Annotated in this window: 16 protein-coding genes; 12 read left to right on the top strand and 4 right to left on the bottom strand. The window is 64.9% G+C overall.

Annotation, left to right across the window (positions count from 1 at the left end):
• Window positions 1-154: 154 nt before the first annotated feature.
• Complete coding sequence (locus tag IEX78_RS10320) at window positions 155-2,392, bottom strand: putative glycosyltransferase family protein (protein WP_373291558.1); 2,238 nt, start codon at window positions 2,390-2,392, stop codon at window positions 155-157.
• 224 nt (window positions 2,393-2,616) lie between these two features.
• Between IEX78_RS10320 and IEX78_RS10315 the strand changes: the two genes are divergently transcribed.
• From IEX78_RS10315 to IEX78_RS10290, 6 genes are all read left to right on the top strand, one after another.
• Window positions 2,617-3,060, top strand: a complete 444-nt coding sequence (locus tag IEX78_RS10315) for a GyrI-like domain-containing protein (protein ID WP_188828692.1) — start codon at window positions 2,617-2,619, stop codon at window positions 3,058-3,060.
• On the top strand, window positions 3,057-3,500 hold the full coding sequence (locus IEX78_RS10310; protein ID WP_188828691.1) for an AraC family transcriptional regulator: 444 nt from the start codon (window positions 3,057-3,059) through the stop codon (window positions 3,498-3,500). The genes IEX78_RS10315 and IEX78_RS10310 overlap by 4 nt, the downstream gene beginning before the upstream one ends.
• A gap of 299 nt (window positions 3,501-3,799) precedes the next feature.
• Window positions 3,800-5,926, top strand: coding sequence for an Rv1355c family protein (locus IEX78_RS10305; protein WP_188829502.1), 2,127 nt, complete (start codon window positions 3,800-3,802; stop codon window positions 5,924-5,926).
• A 27-nt stretch (window positions 5,927-5,953) separates the two neighbouring features.
• Entirely contained in the window at window positions 5,954-7,825 is a 1,872-nt protein-coding gene (locus IEX78_RS10300) for a putative bifunctional diguanylate cyclase/phosphodiesterase (protein ID WP_188828690.1), read from the top strand.
• Window positions 7,826-7,832: 7 nt separating this feature from the next.
• Window positions 7,833-8,804: a GAF domain-containing protein gene (locus tag IEX78_RS10295; RefSeq protein WP_188828689.1), complete on the top strand. Its 972-nt coding sequence runs from the start codon at window positions 7,833-7,835 to the stop codon at window positions 8,802-8,804.
• A 78-nt stretch (window positions 8,805-8,882) separates the two neighbouring features.
• The gene (locus tag IEX78_RS10290) at window positions 8,883-10,010 is read left to right on the top strand and encodes a glycosyltransferase (protein WP_188828688.1); all 1,128 of its coding nucleotides are present in this window, start codon (window positions 8,883-8,885) and stop codon (window positions 10,008-10,010) included.
• Window positions 10,011-10,013: 3 nt separating this feature from the next.
• Here IEX78_RS10290 and soxR read toward each other — a convergent pair whose 3' ends face one another.
• Window positions 10,014-10,544, bottom strand: coding sequence for a redox-sensitive transcriptional activator SoxR (soxR, locus tag IEX78_RS10285; RefSeq protein ID WP_188828687.1), 531 nt, complete (start codon window positions 10,542-10,544; stop codon window positions 10,014-10,016).
• Window positions 10,545-10,639: 95 nt separating this feature from the next.
• On the opposite strand from soxR, the gene arcA reads away from it, so the two are divergent.
• On the top strand, window positions 10,640-11,869 hold the full coding sequence (arcA, locus tag IEX78_RS10280) for an arginine deiminase (protein ID WP_188828686.1): 1,230 nt from the start codon (window positions 10,640-10,642) through the stop codon (window positions 11,867-11,869).
• The gene (locus IEX78_RS10275) at window positions 11,869-12,222 is read left to right on the top strand and encodes a GntR family transcriptional regulator (RefSeq protein WP_188828685.1); all 354 of its coding nucleotides are present in this window, start codon (window positions 11,869-11,871) and stop codon (window positions 12,220-12,222) included. Before arcA ends, IEX78_RS10275 begins: the two co-directional genes overlap by 1 nt.
• Here the strand turns inward: IEX78_RS10275 and IEX78_RS10270 are convergent.
• Entirely contained in the window at window positions 12,219-13,802 is a 1,584-nt protein-coding gene (locus IEX78_RS10270; protein ID WP_373291557.1) for a dolichyl-phosphate-mannose--protein mannosyltransferase, read from the bottom strand. The genes IEX78_RS10275 and IEX78_RS10270 overlap by 4 nt on opposite strands.
• An 86-nt stretch (window positions 13,803-13,888) precedes the next feature.
• Here IEX78_RS10270 and rsmI point away from each other — a divergent pair, with 86 nt between their 5' ends.
• Window positions 13,889-14,716 carry a 16S rRNA (cytidine(1402)-2'-O)-methyltransferase gene (rsmI, locus tag IEX78_RS10265; RefSeq protein WP_188828684.1) on the top strand — a complete coding sequence of 276 codons (828 nt, stop codon included), beginning with the start codon at window positions 13,889-13,891 and terminating at the stop codon, window positions 14,714-14,716.
• A gap of 46 nt (window positions 14,717-14,762) precedes the next feature.
• Here the strand turns inward: rsmI and metG are convergent, their stop codons facing one another.
• Window positions 14,763-16,334 carry a methionine--tRNA ligase gene (metG, locus tag IEX78_RS10260; RefSeq protein WP_188828683.1) on the bottom strand — a complete coding sequence of 524 codons (1,572 nt, stop codon included), beginning with the start codon at window positions 16,332-16,334 and terminating at the stop codon, window positions 14,763-14,765.
• 81 nt (window positions 16,335-16,415) lie between these two features.
• Between metG and IEX78_RS10255 the strand changes: the two genes are divergently transcribed.
• The 3 genes from IEX78_RS10255 to IEX78_RS10245 all read left to right on the top strand — a co-directional run bounded on the left by IEX78_RS10255 (window position 16,416) and on the right by IEX78_RS10245 (window position 19,842).
• Window positions 16,416-17,270 (top strand): TatD family hydrolase, encoded by an 855-nt coding sequence (locus IEX78_RS10255; protein WP_188828682.1) that lies wholly within the window; start codon window positions 16,416-16,418, stop codon window positions 17,268-17,270.
• A 169-nt stretch (window positions 17,271-17,439) separates the two neighbouring features.
• Entirely contained in the window at window positions 17,440-18,567 is a 1,128-nt protein-coding gene (locus tag IEX78_RS10250) for a resuscitation-promoting factor (protein WP_188828681.1), read from the top strand.
• A 117-nt stretch (window positions 18,568-18,684) separates the two neighbouring features.
• The gene (locus IEX78_RS10245) at window positions 18,685-19,842 is read left to right on the top strand and encodes a lipase family protein (protein WP_188828680.1); all 1,158 of its coding nucleotides are present in this window, start codon (window positions 18,685-18,687) and stop codon (window positions 19,840-19,842) included.
• Window positions 19,843-19,872 lie beyond the last annotated feature (30 nt).

Raw genomic sequence — 19,872 nt, 5'->3', positions numbered from 1 at the left:
TCTAACTCACCGGGCGTCGACGAGTATTCCGCTCACCTCTGACATAAATCGCGGCATTTTCCTGCCGTAGCCATTTCTACGGTCGACAAGATCGCCAGGTGGGGCCAGGTAAAGGCTCGCGCAAATAGCTAATAGTGATGCTGATCACACATGATTAAGTTGCTGCGAGAACCTGTTCCGCGACCGGCGCGACCGGAACACTCTCCCGTCGCCCAGCGCGGTACAACCACTGCATCGCCGCCAGCCCAACAAGCGCGAGCAAGCCGCTCACGATGCTCGCCGCCAGACCGGGCGGTCGCCACGTGACGACGAGTTCGGCGTTGTGGGTGCCGGGCGGAATGTCGAACGCGACGAACGTGTCGGCGACCATCCGAACGGGAATCTCGTCGCCGCCCAGCGTCGCGCGATAGCCGGGCCAGGCGAGACGCGAAAGCACAACGCGCCCACCGGTTCCCGACGAAACAACCGCACGGTTAGTGAGCCCGGCGTCCGACATCACTGTCGCGTGCACCCCGGACTCATGCGCGATGAGGTCGTCGCGCACCGGCAGCGGCAGTACACGCTCAAGCACCCAGATCTGCTGCTCGTGGCCTGGATAGTCGACGAAACGCCAGCCCATCGGAGCCGGGTGATGGCCGGCATCCGGGAACAGTGATCGTTGCAGCACCACCCGATCGAGCCGCATCAGGTCGACAATCGGGGTATCGGTCGTCTTGGCGTGAGCGAACGCGCGCTGATACGCCTCGGGGCACGTACCGCCAGCCCAATCCATGCACAACAGGCCAGCGAACGCCGCGTGCCCGACGGGGGTGTAGCCGTTCACGTACTGCAAGCCCATGTTCTTCGCGTAACTGCCAACCGCGATCGAGCCGTACGCACCCGACAGCGTGCGCTGGTCGGCAGGGATCGCGACCCGGTCGGCTAACTGAAGCGTGCGGCCGGGGAACTCGGGGAACGCGGCCTTCATCTCCGACCGTCGTTCCGGGAATTGGTACGAAAGGGGAGTGGGCGGCGCGCTAACAACCTGCGCGAACGCGATGGGCAGTGTGGCGGCGATGGTCAACGCCGCGGCCGCGATAGTGCCGCGCGTGCGCGCGAGCCACACGGCAGCCGCGCCAAGCCCCGCGACGAACGCGACGGCGACGAGGTGCCACTCAAGTCGGTCCGGCGCTGCCGACGCCGAGCGAACGAACAGCAACCCAAGCAGCGTCGCAACGGCCCAGTACCGACGGCGACTAGGCGCGAACGTCCCGAATCGACTGATGAGCACGCAGACAAGCACCAACAGCGCGATAGCGACCATCGGCAACACCCGCGCTGGCCAGCGCAGCGGCCCAATCGCTCCCGGCCCGGCGGTCCACATCAGCGCGGCAGCGCCGAAGATCGCGATCCCACTCCACTCGCGGCATTGCTTCACCGCAGCACGCCAATCGATGAAGGCAAGCGCGGGGATGACAAACCAGGCAACGTAGACCATCGGCAGCGGCTGCACATGTCCCCACCAGGCGGTAAAGGCGGGCAACGTGCTTGGGAGGCTCGCGTTGAGCGACTCCGACCACCCGACGGTGAGGAATGGATCGTTGTGCACGGTCGACACGTCGCCACGCCACGTCGCCTGCGACGAAAGCAGGATCGGCAGGTTCGCGATCATCGACGCGCAAACCGCGAGCAACGCGACGCCACCAACGCGCGCGACAACCTCGACGCGACGCTGGTAGAGGTACTCGCCAACCAACACCGCGGCGATCATGAGGCCGGATTCGACTGCGGGGAACGCGTATTGGATCGTGAGCGCCAGGTAAAGGAAGACGAAAAGCGGAATTGGTCCACTGCGTCCGCGTGCGTAAAGCACAGCCGATGCCCACGCGTGCACGAGCCACGCGGTGCCGGTCATCGAGGTGAACCAACTCGCGGTGTCGAAGAACAAAAACCACCCGCTGAACGGGAACGCGACGCCAGCGACGGCGGCCCAGTGCGCACGCGCGCCGTAGGCGAGGCAGATGCGGTAGACGCCGAGCGCGGCGATGATCGAGAACACCAGTTTGACCAGCGTCGCGTAGAGCGCGATGTTGTCGAACGAGGGCGCGAGCACGTAAACGAGCAGCTGGGCCGGGTTGTAGAGCCCGGCTTCTTCCAGGCTGTAATTGCCTGCCATCCACTCCCACGGCACCATCGCGGGGAAGCGGCCAGCGCGCAGTTCGGCACCGAGTAGCTGCCACATCGGCGCGTACTGAGCTTCGGTGTCGTCGGTGTAGAAATGGCGCGAATTGCCAAGCAGGACAGCCACATACCCCGCGATCACCGTACCGACGACGATGCCCGCCCACTTCATCGTCGCGCTACGCGGCTTTGCGCCCACACTTGTCCACACGAGCGCGGGAGCATAGGCCATCGAAGTGAATCGGACAATACGGGCGAATGGATGTGCGGCCAACTCGAACCCCCTGCGCGAATCGACATTTGGCGCATGAGGTTACCGCTGGGGTCTGACAGGTTGTTGGGGAGTCGAAGATTCGCCCGATTAATGGACGTTTGTCCAGCTCAGCCATAGTTAGCTGGGGTTGATCTTTGTTGATAGTCTGGCCGAGTCCCGGCGCCCCTTCGAGAGAGCACGTTATGCAGTTCGAGATCGTCGAGCGAGACGAAACCTGGGTGGCCGGCCTTCCCGTCCGCAGCCCGCGACGGGCGCTTGGCGAGTTGCGTGATCGCGACCTCGAAGCGGCGTGGTCGGCGGTCCTGCATCAGGAACTAGCTGGCCCCCTTGCCAGCGTGTACACCGACTACAGCACTGAACTCGGCACGTACAACACCCAGATCGTTGGCTACCAGTGCGCCTCGCTCGACGAGGTCACGCGCGGCCATCTCGCTGCCCGGCTGCCCAAGGGCACCTTCGCGCGCTTTTCTTCGATCGGCAACTTCCCGCAGGTGATGACTGATTTGTGGACGCAGATCGCCTACGCCGAGGAACACGGCCAGATCAAGCGCACCTTCACTGGCGACTTCGAGTGCTACCCGCACGCCTACAAAATCGATCTGTACCTGGCGGTCGACGCGCGATGAGCTATTCGATCGTGGTGCGCGATGCCGCGCTGTACGCGGGTCTTGTTGTGCCGAAGGTGCACCCGAGTTTCAAGGTCAGCAACAGCGAGCTCATCGAGTTCCTCAAAGATCGGCTCACCGACCGCGACGACGCTGGCGACGGCCCGCTGCACACCGTCTACGTGCCCGATTCGGCCGGTAATTGGACCGCGTTGATCGCGCGCGAGTTCGATCGTCCCGAACTCGCGCCGGTCGGCGACCTGCTTGTTCGGGTGCCTCGCGGGCTGTACGCGCGCTTTGTGCCTAATGGCGACTACCACGACCCGGTCGAAGACGTGTGGGCTCAGGTCGACGACGCGACGATGTCGGGCGAGATCGCACGCGCGTTCCGCGAGGAGATCGAGGTCTGGCATGGGCGCGAATCGGTCGAGCTGTTCGTCTCGATTTCGGCAGATAGCTAGCAGTTAGCTGGTTAAGTACCGATCGGTCGGGATGAATTGCGTTCGCCTGCTCTTACCTATTCTGACCTGCGGTTATTTCACCTCCGCCGGAATGTTTCCGGAAAAGTAGCCACTGCTCTGGCCTAAACCCCGCTGATGGCGGATACTTCACCAGTCGGTATCGGCAAGGTCGGTGGCCACGCGCAGGCGTGGCGCACGGAGTAGGAACGCGATGGCTGTGGGATCGGCGTGCACCGGCGATTGGTTGCGGCGGGTTCACCGTCGCGCGCCCCGAGTTGGACAACAGTGGGGCGTGGCCAGTGCGTGAGGGCGAAGCAGCACCAGATAGCGCGCACGCGGTAGTGCTCGATCCGGCTCAGGTCGACGATGCGGCGATGTTGCGGCGCCTGTTGGCCAGCCCTGGCGTCACCAGCACCGACCTCCGGCCGGGAATGCGGGCCGAACTCGCCCGACTTGTCGGCGCGCCGGACGACGATCCCGCCGCCGACCGCTGGGTCTACTACCCGTGGCGCCGCGCCGTTGTCGCGATCGTCGGCCGTACCCAATTCCAAGCTATTCGCTCCGACCGCAACCGCAACAAACTCACCGCGGCCGAACAGCAGCGCCTCGCGAGCCGAACCATTGGTGTTGTTGGGCAAAGCGTGGGGCACTCGATCGCCTACACGCTGGCACTGGAAAGTGTCTGTGGCCGTTTGCGATTGGCGGATTTCGACGACATCGAGCTGTCGAACCTCAACCGCGTGCCCGGCGGGTTGTTCGACGTTGGACTCAACAAGTGTGTTGTCACCGCGCGCAGGATCGCCGAGCTCGATCCCTATCTCCCCGTTGAGATTTGGTCGGAGGGCGTCAGCGCGGACACCGTCGATGAATTTGTCGCTGACCTGGATCTTGTTGTTGAGGAATGCGATTCGCTCGACATCAAGTTCGCCGTCCGCGAAGCTGCCCGAAGGCACGCGCTGCCGCTGGTGATGGAAACAACCGACCGCGGCCTCATCGACATCGAGCGCTTCGATCTTGAACCAACGCGCGAACCGTTCCACGGCCTGCTCGGCGCGACAACCGGCGCTATGCTCGCCGACCTGAGCACCCGCGAAAAGGCCCCGCATGTGATGCGCATTCTCGATCCTGAGCAACTGTCAGCGCGCATGGCGGCGAGCCTCGCCGAAATCGACGAAACCATCACCACCTGGCCGCAATTGGGCAGTGACGTGCAGTTGGGCGCGGCACTTGTCACCTCGGCGGTCCGGCGCATCGGGCTCGGGCAGAAGCTGAGTTCAGGTCGAACGCGCGTCGACCTGGACGCCGTGCTCGATCACGTCGTCGAACCCAACATCGAAACCGACAGTGTCGAACTCGCCTTCGTGAATGACGAGGTAGTCGACAGCACGGCCGTCGCCGACGCGCCAACGGCCATCGTCGCCTGCGCGAACCGCGCCCCCTCGGGCGGCAACGCGCAACCGTGGACTATCACGGCCACCGACGACGCCTTCCACATCGAACTCGACCCATCGCGCACCACCGACATGGACGTGCGGTTGCGTGGCAGCGCGGTCGCCGTCGGTGCCGCGCTGCATAACGCGCGCGCCGCCGCAGCCGCGTTTGGCCTGGTCGGCGAACCGGTCTTCACCACTGACGGCCCGCATCGACTCACCGCGACCATCCGCTGGGCACCCGGCGCGGACGAGGCATTGGCCGCCGACTACCCACGCGCACTCGCACGCACCACAAACCGACACCTCGGCACGCACCAAGACCTCCCGGCCGACGTGCTCCCCGAGCTCGCAAAAGCAGCTGGTGACCAGCCCCTTTACGCGATTACCGCGCGACAAGCGATCGACCGTGCCGCCGTGCTCCTCGGCGAAAGCGACCGCGTCCGCTACCTCACGCCGCGCCTGCACGAGCAGCTCTACACCGAACTGCGCTGGCTAGGTGAAGACGCGAGCACCGGCATCGACGTGCGGTCATTCGAGCTGGCTCCCGACGAGCTAGCGAAGCTGCGCGTCGGTCGACGAAGCGACGTCATGGCCCACCTTCGCCAGTGGGGCGCTGGCAACGCGCTTGGCGAAGCCACCCGCGACCGGGTGCGCGCGAGTTCGGCGCTCGTCGCGATCGGCGTCACCGCGCGTTCCGGCGAGCGTCCCGACCTGGTTGATTACGCCCACGCGGGCGCCGCGGTCGAGCGAGTGTGGCTGCGTGCGGAGTCGCTTGGGCTCGCCGTCCAACCGGTGTCGCCGGTGTTCCTCTACGCCGACCCGACCGATTTGCCCATCATTTCTTCCGAATTCGCGGATACACTTGGCGACAGTCAAAGGAGTTTCGCAGACGTACTCGGGTTCGATGCGGATCAGAATGTGGCCTTGGTTCTTCGACTGAGCTACGCCGCCGTCGCGAGCGTTCGCAGTCGACGGTTGAGTGCCCGGCGGTAGGAACGACGGATAGCGCGGATCGGAGAAATGGTGCCTCGGCAGACGCTCGACTCATTGGTGACCTCGGTTGCCTCCGAGTTGATGGGCGTCGACGCGACGACGATGGTCGCTGCTACGCAGCGGGTGCTCGCCGCGTTGGTTGAACATTTCGATGTTGATGTCAGCTACCTGCGCCACACCGATCGGGAGCGGCGCGCCACCGTGCTGGTCGCCGAGTGGCCGCCACGGGAAGACATTCCCGACCCCGATCCGCTGGCTGTCGTCGAGTTCGAAACCGCTGATTCGGTGTTTCGCGCGTTGGAATACGCCACCGAGCCGTTGGTCGTGCGTCCAGATACTGACAGCGCCGACTACCAGGAGACCATCCGCAAATCGTCGGGCATTCCTGAAGTGGCGATGGCGTGCGTTCCGCTGGTTTCGCGAGGGGAATCGACCGGTGTGCTCGGCTTCGTCAAGATGGGCGACCGGGTGTGGACCAGTCGCGAACTCAATGTTCTCAAGGCCATCGCGGCACTGTTTGCCCAGCTCCAGGCCCGTGTCGTTGCCGAAGAGAAGCTGCGCTACATCGCTCTGCACGACGACCTCACCAGCCTAGCTAACCGTCGCGCGCTGCTGGAATACATGGAACGTCGGCTCGAAGCGGGCAAGCCGGGACCGGTCGCGACGTTCTTCCTCGACCTTGATCGGCTCAAAGCGCTCAACGATTTCCTCGGCCACAGCGCCGGCGACAACTTCATTCAAACCCTCGCACGCAGGCTCGAAACCAACCTTGAGCCCAACGACATGATCGCCCGCCTTGGTGGCGACGAGTTCGTGATTGTCCCCGCTGCCCCGATGGACGCCGTCGCCGCCGAACTTGAGGCGACGCGCATTCAGCAATTCATCGGCCGTCGCGTTTCGGTCGGGCAAGAGTCGGTGAGCCGTGGGGTGAGTGTTGGTGTTGCCCTTGGCATTCCAGGGCAGACGTCGGTCTCCGACGTGCTGCGTCGCGCAGACCACGCCCTGCTTTCCGCGAAATCCGGTGGCGGCAACGGGGTCGCGGTCTTCACCGATGCCATGCGCGCGCAGTTCGAACTGCAAGATGACGTCGAATTGAACTTGCGCAGTGCGGTTTCCGACGGTTCGCTCGTGCTGCACTACCAGCCCGAGGTCGACCTGCGCACCGGTCGCATCGTCGCGCTGGAAGCCCTTGTGCGCTGGCAACATCCGACGCGCGGATTGCTGCCGCCCGGTGCGTTCGTCTCGGTCGCCGAAGCAACCAACCTCGCTGGCGAACTTGGTCGCTGGGTAATCCGTTCTGCCTGTTCGCAATTCGCGGAGTGGCGGCAACGCGGGCTGGCGTCGAACGTGGTGATGCGGATCAACGTGTCGCCGGTGCAGTTGGTGAGTGCCGATTTCGTTGAGCGCATTGAAGACGTGCTTCACCTGTTCGGTATTGACGGCAGTTCGATCTGCTTGGAAATCACCGAACATGTTGTCGTGCAAGACCTTGTGCGCACGCGGCTCACCTTGCGTGGGCTCAAACGGATGGGCGTGCAGATCGCCATCGACGACTTCGGCACCGGCTACAGCTCGCTTTCCCACCTCAAAGCGCTGCCCGTCGACGCGGTGAAAATCGACCGTGGATTCGTGCAGAGTCTCGGCGACAGCAACGACGACCTCGCGATCGTGAAGTCCATCATCGGGTTGGCCGGGTCGTTCGGACTTGGTGTGGTCGGCGAGGGCGTTGAGACGGCGATGGCCGCGCGCACGCTCGTCGGGCTTGGTTGTTATCGCGCACAAGGCTTTTTGATCGCGCGGCCCATGCCCGCCGCCGATGTAGAAGTGCAGTTGCGTGAAGGTCGGATTCCGCTCGACTTAGACCTGCCGCGCGCGGGTCGTGGCGTGGCGCCGAGCTGACGAGGACATGCCAGCCCGTGAGTGGATGCTGGTAGAGACCCTCGTTGAGGATCTCGCGCCAACGCTTGTCGCGACCGGAGCCGACCCCAAAGAATGGTTGCCGGTCAGTCGGTGGCGGCGCGAATTTGGTCCGCGTACCTGCGCCGCCTTGGTCGATGCCGTGCAGCGCTGCCGCAGAACGGGCGAACAGGTGCGGATCGAAACTGATAAGGCGCTGGTACTTGCGGTACCGGTGATCTGCGCGTTCGGCGACGTACACGGCGTCGAAGTGTGGTGCGGCACTGACGATGTCGTCCCGCCGCGTCGTCAGGTTGCGGCCTGGGATTGGCAGGCGAACTCCGAATTGGCTTACCACGGACCAGGTTTAGAAGAGCTTGTCTTCGCGCGGGAACCCGAGCTAGTCGAAGTGGTGCGCACGCCGCCCGATGCGTTCGGCAGGATGGTCCGCTTCGACGGGCGCGTCGAGTACTTGGCGGTGGCGACGAGACTGGTCGACGGCGCGCGGTGGCAGGGCGAGGTCGACATGCGTGGCGACGATGACGTGGTCCGCCACTTTCAGATGGTCACGCGTGCGGTGCCCGCTCAACAGCGGGTCACCGCACTGATGCACGCCATTCCTGAACGGACACAGCCAGATCCGCTGCCCGACCCTGACATCGTGATGCTGCGCGCGGTTTCGCAGACCAGTGGTGTTGGGGTTGGGCTGGTCGAGTTGTCGTCGGCGCTGATTTACGAGTGGGCTGGCGAACCGCCACCGCCGTTGGATCGGTGGGCGGTCGAGCGACCGTGGGTCGACCCCGACGACCTCGCCGAATTGCGCGCTGCCTGCGCTGAGCTGGTCGACCGGCCCGGCGCGGTGCACCGCCTCGCGCTGCGGGTGCGCTTCGGCGCGGGCGATGTGATGGTTGCCGAGGCCGAGTTGGCGGCGACGACGTCGGGGCATGGGCTGTTGCGGGTGTGGTCGAGTCAGGCTGGTTAGTCGGGTCTTTCGCCGCTGTTCACGTCGCGTTGTCCGTGCTGGTTCCGTCGGTAACCCGGACGGGGAAACGATCGGGAAGTGCGCATCGTGCAGCTCGCCAACTTTTACGGCCCGCGCTCAGGTGGGCTGCGTACGGCGCTGCATCACCTCGGCGAGGGATACGTCGCGGCCGGGCATGAGGTGGTGCTGATCGTGCCGGGGGCACGTCGGTCAGAGGAAGTACTGCCCAGCGGCGCGCTGCGAATTACTTTGCCCGCTTTGTCGATTCCCTGGACCGGCGGTTATCGCGCGGCGGACCCTCGTCGCGTTGCCGACGCTTTGCGTGGGCTCGCGCCGGACGTGCTTGAGGTTTCCGACCGACTGACGCTTCGCGGATTCGGTCGATGGGCCTCTCGACGTGGCGTGACCAGCGTGATGATTTCGCACGAACGCCTCGACCGGCTGCTTGGCCAATTCCTCCCGCGACCCGCGGCGCGGCACTGTGCTGACATCGCCAATCGTCGGACCGCGACCGACTACGACATGGTCGTCTGCACAACGGAATTCGCGCGCGCGGAGTTCGAACGCATCGGCGCTGGCAACGTGGAACTTGTCCCGCTCGGCGTTGACCTCGACCTGTTCAGTCCACGTCAACGCGACACCGAACTGCGCGCTGACCTTGGCGTCGACGGGTATCCGCTGCTTGTGCACTGCGGCAGGTTGTCGGTGGAGAAGCGGGTCGATCGCAGCATCGAGGCGGTGGGCGCGCTGTCGCGGGCGGGGATGCCGACGCGGCTTGTTGTCGCCGGTGACGGGCCGCGTCGCGATGCCTTGGAACGTCGCGCGAAGACGTTGCCGACGCTGCCAGGTGGGATGCCCGCTGTGCATTTCACGGGGTTCATTAGCGACCGGGCGATGGTCGCGAAACTGCTTGCCACCGCGGATGTTTCGCTGGCGCCCGGCCCGCACGAGACGTTCGGGCTTGCCGCGTTGGAAGCGCTTGCCGCGGGGACGCCGGTGGTGGCGAGCCGGTCGTCCGCGCTGGCCGACATCGTCACGGCCGAATGCGGCGCGATCGCCGCCGACCGTCCGCGTGCCTTCGCGCAGGCCGTCACCGACGTGCTCGCCATGCCGACTATTGGCCGACGTCGCGCGGCACGGACCCGCGCGGAACAGTTCACCTGGCCGCGCGCGGTCGAGGGGATGCTCGCGGTACTTGGCCGCTAGGTCCTACTCCGCAACCGCCTCGCACACCGTCGCCCCGGTGAGCGTCGGTTCACATCCCGGCGCGCGTGGCGTTCCGTTCAAATGCACGTCAAGCACGCGCGCACCCGGACCCTCGGCACCCAAGCGGTCGTGCTCGTTCACCAATTTGCATGACCCGAGCGACAGACAGCCGCAGCCGATGCACCCAGTCAGGTTGTCGCGCAAGCGAATCAGTTGCGTGATGCGCTCATCGAGCTCAGTCCGCCACACCGACGACAGGGTTTCCCAATCGCGGCGGGTAGGTGTTCGACCTTCGGGCAGACGTTCCAGCGCACCGCGAATCTCGCTGAGCGGGATGCCAACTCGCTGGGAGATGCGGATGAACGCGACGCGGCGCAGCGTCTCGCGCGAGTAGCGGCGTTGATTGCCACTCGTTCGACGACTCGTTATGAGACCTTCGCGTTCGTAGAAGTGCAACGCGGAGACTGCAACTCCACTACGCTCGGAAAGCTGCCCGGGGGTCAGCTCCTTAGTTTGCCAGTCGGCCGCCGTCATCTTCGCTCCTCCCGCGTGAACCTAAATAATACTTGAGGTTTTGCCTGGATGGCGGCTGAACGGGAAAATCTGTGAATAACCACTACGGTTCTCGCATGGGAACACGCCCTGCCGTCACCTCCGAAGTCGGCGCGTTGCGCACGGTGTTGCTGCACCGCCCCGGCGACGAGTTGCGCCGCCTCACCCCGCGCAACAACGATCAGCTGCTCTTCGACGCCATCCCGTGGGTCGAACGCGCCCAAGCCGAGCACGACGCGTTCGCCGACGTGCTTACCGCGCGCGGCGTTGAAGTGCTGTTGCTTGCCGATCTGCTCACCGAAACCTTGACGGCAAGCGGTGCCGCGCGCATTCAAGGTATTGCCGCCGCCGTCGATGCCCGTCGACTTGGCCACGATCTGGCCGACCAACTCGCCGCCGAACTGCGCAAGATTCCCGCCGCCGACCTCGCCGACGTGCTGATGGCAGGCATGACCTTCGACGAGCTGCCGTTCGGGCCCGACTCCACCTCGCTGGTACGCAGGATGCACCACGGCGGTGACTTTGTGATTGACCCCCTGCCCAACCTGCTTTTCACTCGCGATTCTTCGGTGTGGATCGGGCCCAAAGTCGCCATTACCTCCCTCGCGCTGCCCGCTCGCAGTCGCGAAACCTCACTTACCGATTTGGTGTATGCCTTCCATCCTCGCTTTTTAGGGGTGCGTCGCGCATACGAATCCCATACCGCGCCCATCGAAGGCGGCGACGTGTTGCTGCTTTCGCCAGGCGTTGTGGCCGTTGGCGTTGGCGAGCGAACGCGACCGGCGGGCGCGGAAGCGTTGGCGCGCAGTCTCTTTGACGATGGACTCGCTCACACGGTGCTCGTTGTGCCGATCGCGCAGAACCGCGCGACAATGCACCTGGACACGGTATGCACGATGGTCGACACCGACGCTGTCGTGATGTACCCGGGTGTGCGAGACAGCTTGCAAGCGTTCACGATTCGCCGACCAGAAGGCTTCGACGGGCGCTTCGACCGCACGTCGCTCAGCATCACCGGACCCGAACCGTTCCTCCCCGCCGCGGCGAAAGCGATGGGCATCGACGAGCTGCGCGTCATCGACACCGGCCGCGACGGACCGGCCGCCGAACGCGAGCAGTGGGACGACGGCAACAACACGCTCGCCCTTGCGCCGGGCGTCGTCGTCGCTTATGAACGCAATGAGATGACCAACGCGCGGCTAGCCGACGCGGGCATTGAGGTTGTCACGATCAGCGGCTCGGAATTGGGTTCCGGCCGCGGCGGACCTCGCTGTATGTCGTGCCCGCTAGCCAGAGATGAGGTGTGATGTTCCACGTTGAGTTGTCGGCAGGCTCGACTCAGCCGCCGTATGAGCAACTGCGGATGGCGGTGATTGTGCAGGTCAGGGCGGGCACGCTCACCGCTGGCACGAAGATTCCGACCGTGCGCGCCTTGGCCGCGCAGCTGGGGATCGCGCCGAACACGGTCGCGCGGGCGTATCGGGAGCTCGAAGCCGACGGTGTGCTCGAAACGCGCGGACGGCAGGGTTCATTCATCGCGTCAACGGGCGACCCCACCCGCGACATCGCGGCGCGCGCGGCATCGGCCTATCTCGTGACGACACGCCATCTCGGCATCGACGACGAAACCGCGGTTGAGCTGGTGCGCGCCGCGCTTTAACGCCAGCTCGGCAGCCAGAGATGGTCTTGCCAGTTGCCTGGCGTGATCGCCTGGCCGGTCAGGATCGGCCACAGCCACACGAAGTTGGCGACAACGAGACCAAGGTAGATGCTCACGATGAGCAGGCCGAGGGCGTAGCGCTCGTTCACCGGCGCTGGCAGATACGCGCCATTCGGGCCGCGTGGAACGCCAGGTGGGCGCGCTGGGCCGAGGATGTCGCCGAGAATCAGCGCGATGCCCATCACAAGGAATGGCGCGAGGACGACGGCGTAGAAGAAGTACATCTGCCGGTCGAGGGTCAGGAACCACGGCAGCAGCCCAGCGCCGTAGCCGACCAGGATCGCCGCGTACCGCCAGTCGTGGCGAACGACCGAACGCCACAGCATCCAGCCCAACGCGGGGAACGCGAGCCACCAGATCGCGGGGGTGCCGATGGCCATTACGGCTTTCACACATTGCGCTTGTGAACAGCCACTCGCGCCGTCGGCGTAGTAGTAAAGCATCGGGCGCAGGCCCATCGGCCACGTCCACGGCTTCGATTCCCACGGGTGATGGTTGCCCGCTGAGTTGGTGAGACTGGAGTGGAAGGCCAGCGTCTCGCTTTGGTAGTACCAGAGCGAACGCAGCGCGTCGGGCAGGAACGAGAAGGTGCCGCCGGTACCGATCGTGCGACCCACCGAGTAGCGATAAACGCCGTCCTCGCTGGCGAACCAGGCCCAGTAGCTGCCCAAATAGACCAGGATCGGGATCACAACCAGCGCGTACAGCGCGGGCCCGACGTCGCGCACGAACGTGCCGACCCACGGCCGTTTCACGCCGTAAGTCCTGCGCGCGCTCACGTCGAATGCCACGCTCATCAAGCCGAAAAACACGATGTAGTACAGGCCAGACCACTTAGTTCCACACGCCAAACCGAGCAGCACGCCAGCGCCGAAGCGCCACCAGCGCACGCCAAGTCGCGGTCCCCATTGCGAAAGCGCGGTGCGGCCTGCGGCGTCGGCGCGCGCGAGTCGTTCGCGCACCTGGTCGCGGTCGACGATCAAACAGCCGAAGGCGGCCGTGACGAGCAACGCCATGAAGATATCGAGCATGCCGATGCGCGACGAGACGAACGTCAGGCCGTCGCAGATCAGCAGCAGGCCAGCGAACGCGCCGATGAGCGTTGAGCGGGCCATGCGACGCACGATGCGCACCACGATCAGCACAAGAATCGTGCCCGCCAACGCCGCGCTGGCTCGCCAACCCCAGGCGTTGTAACCGAAAATCGCCTCGCTGAACGCGATGAACACCTTGCCGATCGGCGGATGCACAACAAGCCCGTAGCCGGGGTTGTCTTCGATCCAGCCGCCGGTCACCATCTGCCACGCCTGCGGCGCGTAATGCTTTTCGTCGAAAACAGGCGTGCGCGCGTCGGTTGGGTAGTTGAGCATCATGAAGCGCGTGACAGCGGCGATCGCGGTGATGACGGCGGTGACGAGCCAGCCGCGCGCTCGGTCAGCAGGGCCGAAATCAGGGCTGGGGCGCAGCGGGGCAGGGGAGACCAGCCGACGCTGCGGGCGCGTTTCGGTCACCGGGATCACGCCCCGATCGTAGGCGGTGGAATGCGGCATCTCTCGCTCGCCCGACACTGTCACCCCCTGGTTCGACCGCCTGACACAATAGTGCGATGTTGGTCTTGGCGGCTACACCCATGGGCGAGATCGGCGACGCGTCGCAACGACTGCGCGACGCGCTCGGTTCAGCCGACGTTGTCGCGGCGGAAGACACGCGGCGCACCCGGTCGCTGGCGAAGGCGCTCGGCGTCGAGATCACCGGGAAAGTGGTCAGCTTCTACGACCACGTCGAGGCGGCGCGTCTGCCCGGTTTGCTTGATGATCTTGCCGAGGGTAAAACCGTACTGTTGGTGACCGACGCTGGTATGCCGTCAGTGAGTGACCCCGGCTATCGCTTGGTGGCCGCTGCGGTGGAACGCGACCTGCCGGTCACGTGCCTGCCCGGCCCGTCGGCCGTCACGACGGCATTGGCCCTGTCCGGCCTGCCGGTTGAACGTTTCTGCTTCGACGGTTTCGCCCCGCGTAAGGGCGGCCAACGTCGAGAGTGGTTGCGCACCTTGGCAACTGAGCCACGCGCTGCCGTTTTCTTTGAAGCACCGCATCGCCTTGCTGACTGCTTGGCCGACGCCGTCACCGTTTTGGGGCCGAACCGTCGCGCTGCGGTCTGCCGCGAACTCACCAAGACATACGAGGAAATCAAGCGCGGCACGTTGGCCGAACTGGCTGAATGGGCCGTCGAAGGCGCGCGTGGCGAGATCACCGTGGTTCTCGAAGGCGCGCAACCGGTTTCGGCCGACCCCGCCGACCTGGTTGGCGAGGTTGAGGACCTTGTCGAAAAGGGAATGCGCTTGAAAGACGCATCCGCCCACGTGGCGAATGCCAACGGGACATCCCGAAACGACCTGTACGACGCGGTTTTGGCGGCGCGTTCAGCCGAATAAAAAAGCGGCGCACGAATGATCGTGCGCCGCTTCGTTATTCAGACGCTCAGTCCTTAGGAACCACGTAGCGCGGGAAAACCGGTTCCGGTGCAGGAAGATCGGTGCCCGCGACCAACGGGGTCGGGATGTCGGCGAAGGTGGTTGCCTTGGTGCCGAGCAGGTCGAGGATCTTCGCCGACGACGACGGCATGACCGGCTGGGTCAGGATCGCAACAACGCGAACCACTTCCAACGTCACGTAGAGCACCGTGGCCATGCGGGCAAGGTCTTCGGGCGTGCCCGACTTACGCAGGGCCCACGGTGCGTTGGCGGAGAAGTAACGGTTGGTTTCGCCGAGGGTCAGCCAGATCGCTTCCAACGCCAAATGCAGCTGCTGGGCGTCGAAATCAGCGCGAACCCGGTCGAGCAGGCCGTACGCGCGGTCGAGCAAAGCCTGGTCGTCGGCGGTGAACTCGCCCGGCGTCGGCACCTTCGCGTCGCAGTTCTTATTGACCATCGTCAAACTGCGCTGGACCAGGTTGCCGAATTCGTTGGCGAGGTCGGCGTTGATGCGACCGATGATGGCGTCGTTGTTGTAGTTGCCATCCTGGCCGTAGGAGATCTCGCGCAGCAGGAAGAAGCGCAGCTGATCAAGGCCGAACGTCTCCGCCAACTCAAGCGGGTCAACGATATTGCCCGTCGACTTCGAAATCTTCTCGCCGTTGTTGTACAGGAAGCCATGCACGAAAACCCGTTTCGGCAATTCGATCCCGGCCGACATCAGGAACGCGGGCCAGTACACGGCGTGGAAGCGCGTGATGTCCTTGCCAATGATGTGCACATCAGCGGGCCAAAACTTGGCGAACTGTTCGGAATCGGTGTCCGGGAAGCCAGCGCCGGTGAGGTAGTTGGTGAGCGCGTCGACCCACACGTACATCACGTGATCGGGCTCGCCGGGCACCGGAACACCCCAGTCGAACGTGGTGCGCGAGATCGACAGATCCTTCAGCCCAGCCTTGACGTAGCTGACGATCTCATTGCGTCGCGTCGCGGGCGCGATGAAGTCGGGCTGCGACTCAAACAGTTCGAGCAGCTTGTCCTGGTAAGCCGAGAGCTTGAAGAAGTAGTTCGACTCCTCGGTCCAGGTGACCGGGGTTTGGGTGTCGGTCGAAACCCGGGTGCCGTCGGCGAGGACGGTGGTTTCCTCGTCGGTGTAGAACGCCTCGTCGCGCACTGAATACCAACCCGAGTAGTTGCCCAGGTAGATGTCGCCCGCTTCGAGCATCCGGTTCCACAGCGCGACCGACGCGGCCTTGTGGTCTTCGTCGGTGGTGCGGATGAAGCGGTCGTGTGAGATGTCGAGCGCCTTGTCCATCGCCTCGAACACCGCCGAGTTGCGCGCGGCGAGTTCGGCGACGGGAATGCCTTCGTTCGCGGCGGTCTGCTGCATCTTTTGGCCGTGCTCGTCGGTGCCCGTCATGAAGAACACGTCGTAGCCGTCGAGTCGCTTGAATCGAGCAAGCGCGTCGGTCGAGATGTACTCGTACGCGTGCCCGATATGCGGCGCACCGTTGGGGTACGCGATGGCGGTCGTGATGTAGAAGGCGGGCGCCTCAGCGCCGTCAGAGGATGCGCTCACAACTGCCCCTCGCTGGCGCTCGGCGCAGTCGTGACCGCAGATGCGGCTGTGCCCATTGATCGCTCGCTTCGCTCGCTCATGATGCGAACTACTGTAATCGGCGTGGCAAACACAAATCGTCCGGCTCCGCCCCTTCCGACGCCGCTCGCACCGCTGATCGACGCGCATACCCACCTTGACGCGTGCGGCGCGACCGATGCCGCATCGGTGAGCGCGATTCTCGACCGCGCGAACCAGGCGGGCGTTGGACAGGTGGTCACCATCGCCGACGACCTCGCCGCAGCGCAGTTCGCCGTGCGGGCGGCCAACTGGGACGACCGCGTCTACGCGGCCGTCGCGCTGCACCCAACCCGCGCGAACGCCCTCGACGACAAGGCCAAAGCCGAACTCGAATACCTCGCGACCGACCCGCGCGTTGTCGCGATCGGCGAAACTGGCCTCGACTACTACTGGCCCGGCAAACTCGACGGTTGCGCCGACATCGAAACCCAAATCGACGGCTTCCGCTGGCACATCGACCTCGCCAAACGCGTCCGCAAACCGCTGATGATCCACAATCGCGAAGCCGACCACGACCTACTCACCGTGCTGCTCGACGAAGGCGCGCCCGACACGGTGATCTTCCACTGCTTCTCCTCGGACGCGACGATGGCCGAAGCGTGCGTCGCCGAGGGGTACGTGCTGAGCTTCTCAGGAACGGTCAGTTTCAAAAACTCCCATGAGCTGCGCGAAGCCGCGAAACTCGTGCCCGACGATCAGATCTTGGTCGAAACCGACGCGCCCTTTTTGACGCCGCATCCCTATCGCGGCGCGCCGAACGAGTCGTACTGCCTGCCCTATACCGTGCGCGCGCTCGCTGAGGCACGCGAACAGGACCCGCAGGAACTCGCCGACATCACCGCCGCCAACGCGCGCAGGCTTTATCGAATTCGCTAGTCGTCAAGACCGATTTACGGCCGTTTTTCGGCCGACGTGATCGATGACACCCGCCGCCGCCAGGTCGTTATCTACCTGCGGCGGCGTCATTGAATCGTGATGTTTATTCCCGCTGATCGGGACCACGACTGTTGCCTGACGCGGATCTGGTCGTTATCTTCCTGTAATCATGTCGGCTATTTCGCGGATCAACTCGTCTCGCTCACCGCTGCTCTACGCGGCGGTGGCAGCCATGTTGCTGGTCCTGATCGCGGGCGGCGCGATGGCGATCGTCAACCACAAGACCGTCGTGTTGCTCATTGACGGCGAGCGCACCGAGTTCTCGACGATGGCACGCGACGTGAAGTCGGTGCTGCGCGACGCTGGCCACCCCATCGCCGACCGCGACAAGGTGGTTCCCGCCGCGAGTACCAAGGTTGCCGATGGTGCGACCATCACGCTCAATCGCGGCAAGGAAATCACCGTCACGGTCGACGGTCAGCCGCGCAAGGTCTGGACAACCGGCGTCACCGCGGGCGACGCGCTCGCCGCGTTGAGCATCCCCGCCGATACCCATGTCGTGCCGACGCGCACCGAGAAGCTCCCGCTCACCGGTGCCGCGCTGAACGTGGTCAGCCCGCGCACGGTGAGCCTCGTCGACGGTGTCGCGTCGCCCGTCGACCTGCGCATCGCCGCCCCGACCGTTGGCGAGTTTCTGAGCGCGGCAGGCATCATCCTCAAGGATCAAGACTTCGCGACGCCTGCGGTTTCGACGCCGCTCACCGACGGCATGAAGGTGGCCGTCACTCGCCAGCGCACCGAAAACCGTACGGAGACACTGCCTCTCGACCCCACCGAGCAGATCATCGAAGATCCAACGCTCAACATGAGTCGGACCATCGTGGAAAACCCGGGCGCGCCCGGCGTGCACAACGTGACGTTCGCGGTCACGTTGGTGAACGGCGTCGAAGACACTCGGGTCCAGATCGGCTCGACCGTGCTCACCCCGGCCCAGCCGAAAACCGTACGTAAGGGCGCTAAGCCGGGCACCGAAGTGCCGCCGGTGCGCGATGGTTCGACCTGGGACGCGCTCGCGCAATGCGAGTCGACGGGCAACTGGTCGATCAATACCGGAAACGGCTATTACGGCGGCATTCAGTTCGATCAGAGCACGTGGGAACGTCAGGGCGGCACCCGCTACGCGCCGCGCGCCGACCTCGCTACCCGCGAAGAACAGATCGCCATCGCTGAGGTCACCCGCGCTCGCCAAGGTTGGGGTGCGTGGCCCGCATGCACCGGCCGGCTCGGGCTCAGTTAATCCGTCGCGCTTAGCCCGCGCGACGGCATCGCCTCCGCGCTGACAAGTTGGGCAACTGTCCAGCAACAGGTAGTCTCGGCCGCGCAACGCAACCGAGACCCGGAGGGCTACGCACGAATGCCTAAGACTTTCAATCGCATCGCAACCGGGATGGCGCTCACCGCGGCCGCTCTGGTTACCGCGACCCACGCCACCGCTTCCGCAGCGCCAGGCGCGGTGATCGCCACCGAAGCAAAGCCTGCTGGCTGGCACGGGATGTCGCGCGGGTCGGTCATCGAATACACGACGACTGATTCGGCTGGCGTCGAACGTCCGGTGTCGGGCGCGCTGTTCCTCCCCGAGGGCGACGCGCCGGCAACCGGCTGGCCCGTCATCGCCTATGACCACGGCACCCTCGGCTCAGGCACCGGCTGCGGTGGCCAGGCTGATCCGGACGATGCGCCGCTGCCGGTCAACCGGGCCGCTGAAGATGAGCTGATCAAGCGGTTCGTTGACCAGGGTTACGCCGTCGTCGCACCCGACTACCTCGGTCTCGGCCGTTTCGACACCGGCCCGCACCCCTACCTTGAGGTGCGAAGCGAAGCCACAGCCACCATCGACCTCGTGCGCGCCGCCCGTGCCGCCAACCCGGACCTGTCGCGCACGTGGACGGCACTCGGTGCCTCGCAGGGCGGCCACGCCGCGCTCAGCACCGCGTCCGTGCAACAGAGCTACGCCCCCGAACTCGACTTCCGTGGCACTGCCGCCGTCGATCCGGCCTCCGACGTTGAGAAGGCACTCCCGCTGCTTGGTCCCGGCATCCCCGCCATCGAGGGCACCGGCGCGATCACCGGCTTCATCGTGAGCATCCTTGCCGGCCTGCGCGAAACCCATCCCGAGGCCGAGGTTGACAGCTACCTCACGCCGCTTGGCCGCGAGGTGCTCGACGCCGCTGGCAGCCAGTGCATCGACGATCAGGTCAAGGCCCTCAACGGCATTGGCTTCGGCGACCTGTTGGCTCGCCCGCTGTCTGACGGCCCGCTGCGCGGCGCGCTCAACGAGTACATGACGCTGCCGACGTCCGGCTACGACAAGCCAATCCTGTTGCTAGTCAACGCGACTGACGCCGTTGTGCCTTCGCCGTTGCACGCCGCTCTCATCGCCCAGTTCGCCGCGGGCAATGTCGACTTCGATACCGTCGTCGGCTTTGGTCAGCACACCACGCTCGACGACAACATGTGGTCGGCGCTTGACGCGTTCATCGAACGAGTCAATGTGGCGGAGCCGCAGCGCTGATCCGTCGGGATCTCGCCGCAAGAACAACTA

It is taken from the genome of Nocardia camponoti (genome assembly GCF_014646135.1).
In the GTDB taxonomy this organism is placed as follows: Bacteria; Actinomycetota; Actinomycetes; order Mycobacteriales; family Mycobacteriaceae; genus Nocardia; species Nocardia camponoti.
Note: the sequence above shows the minus strand (reverse complement) of the source record. Positions and strands in the feature narration are given on the sequence as shown.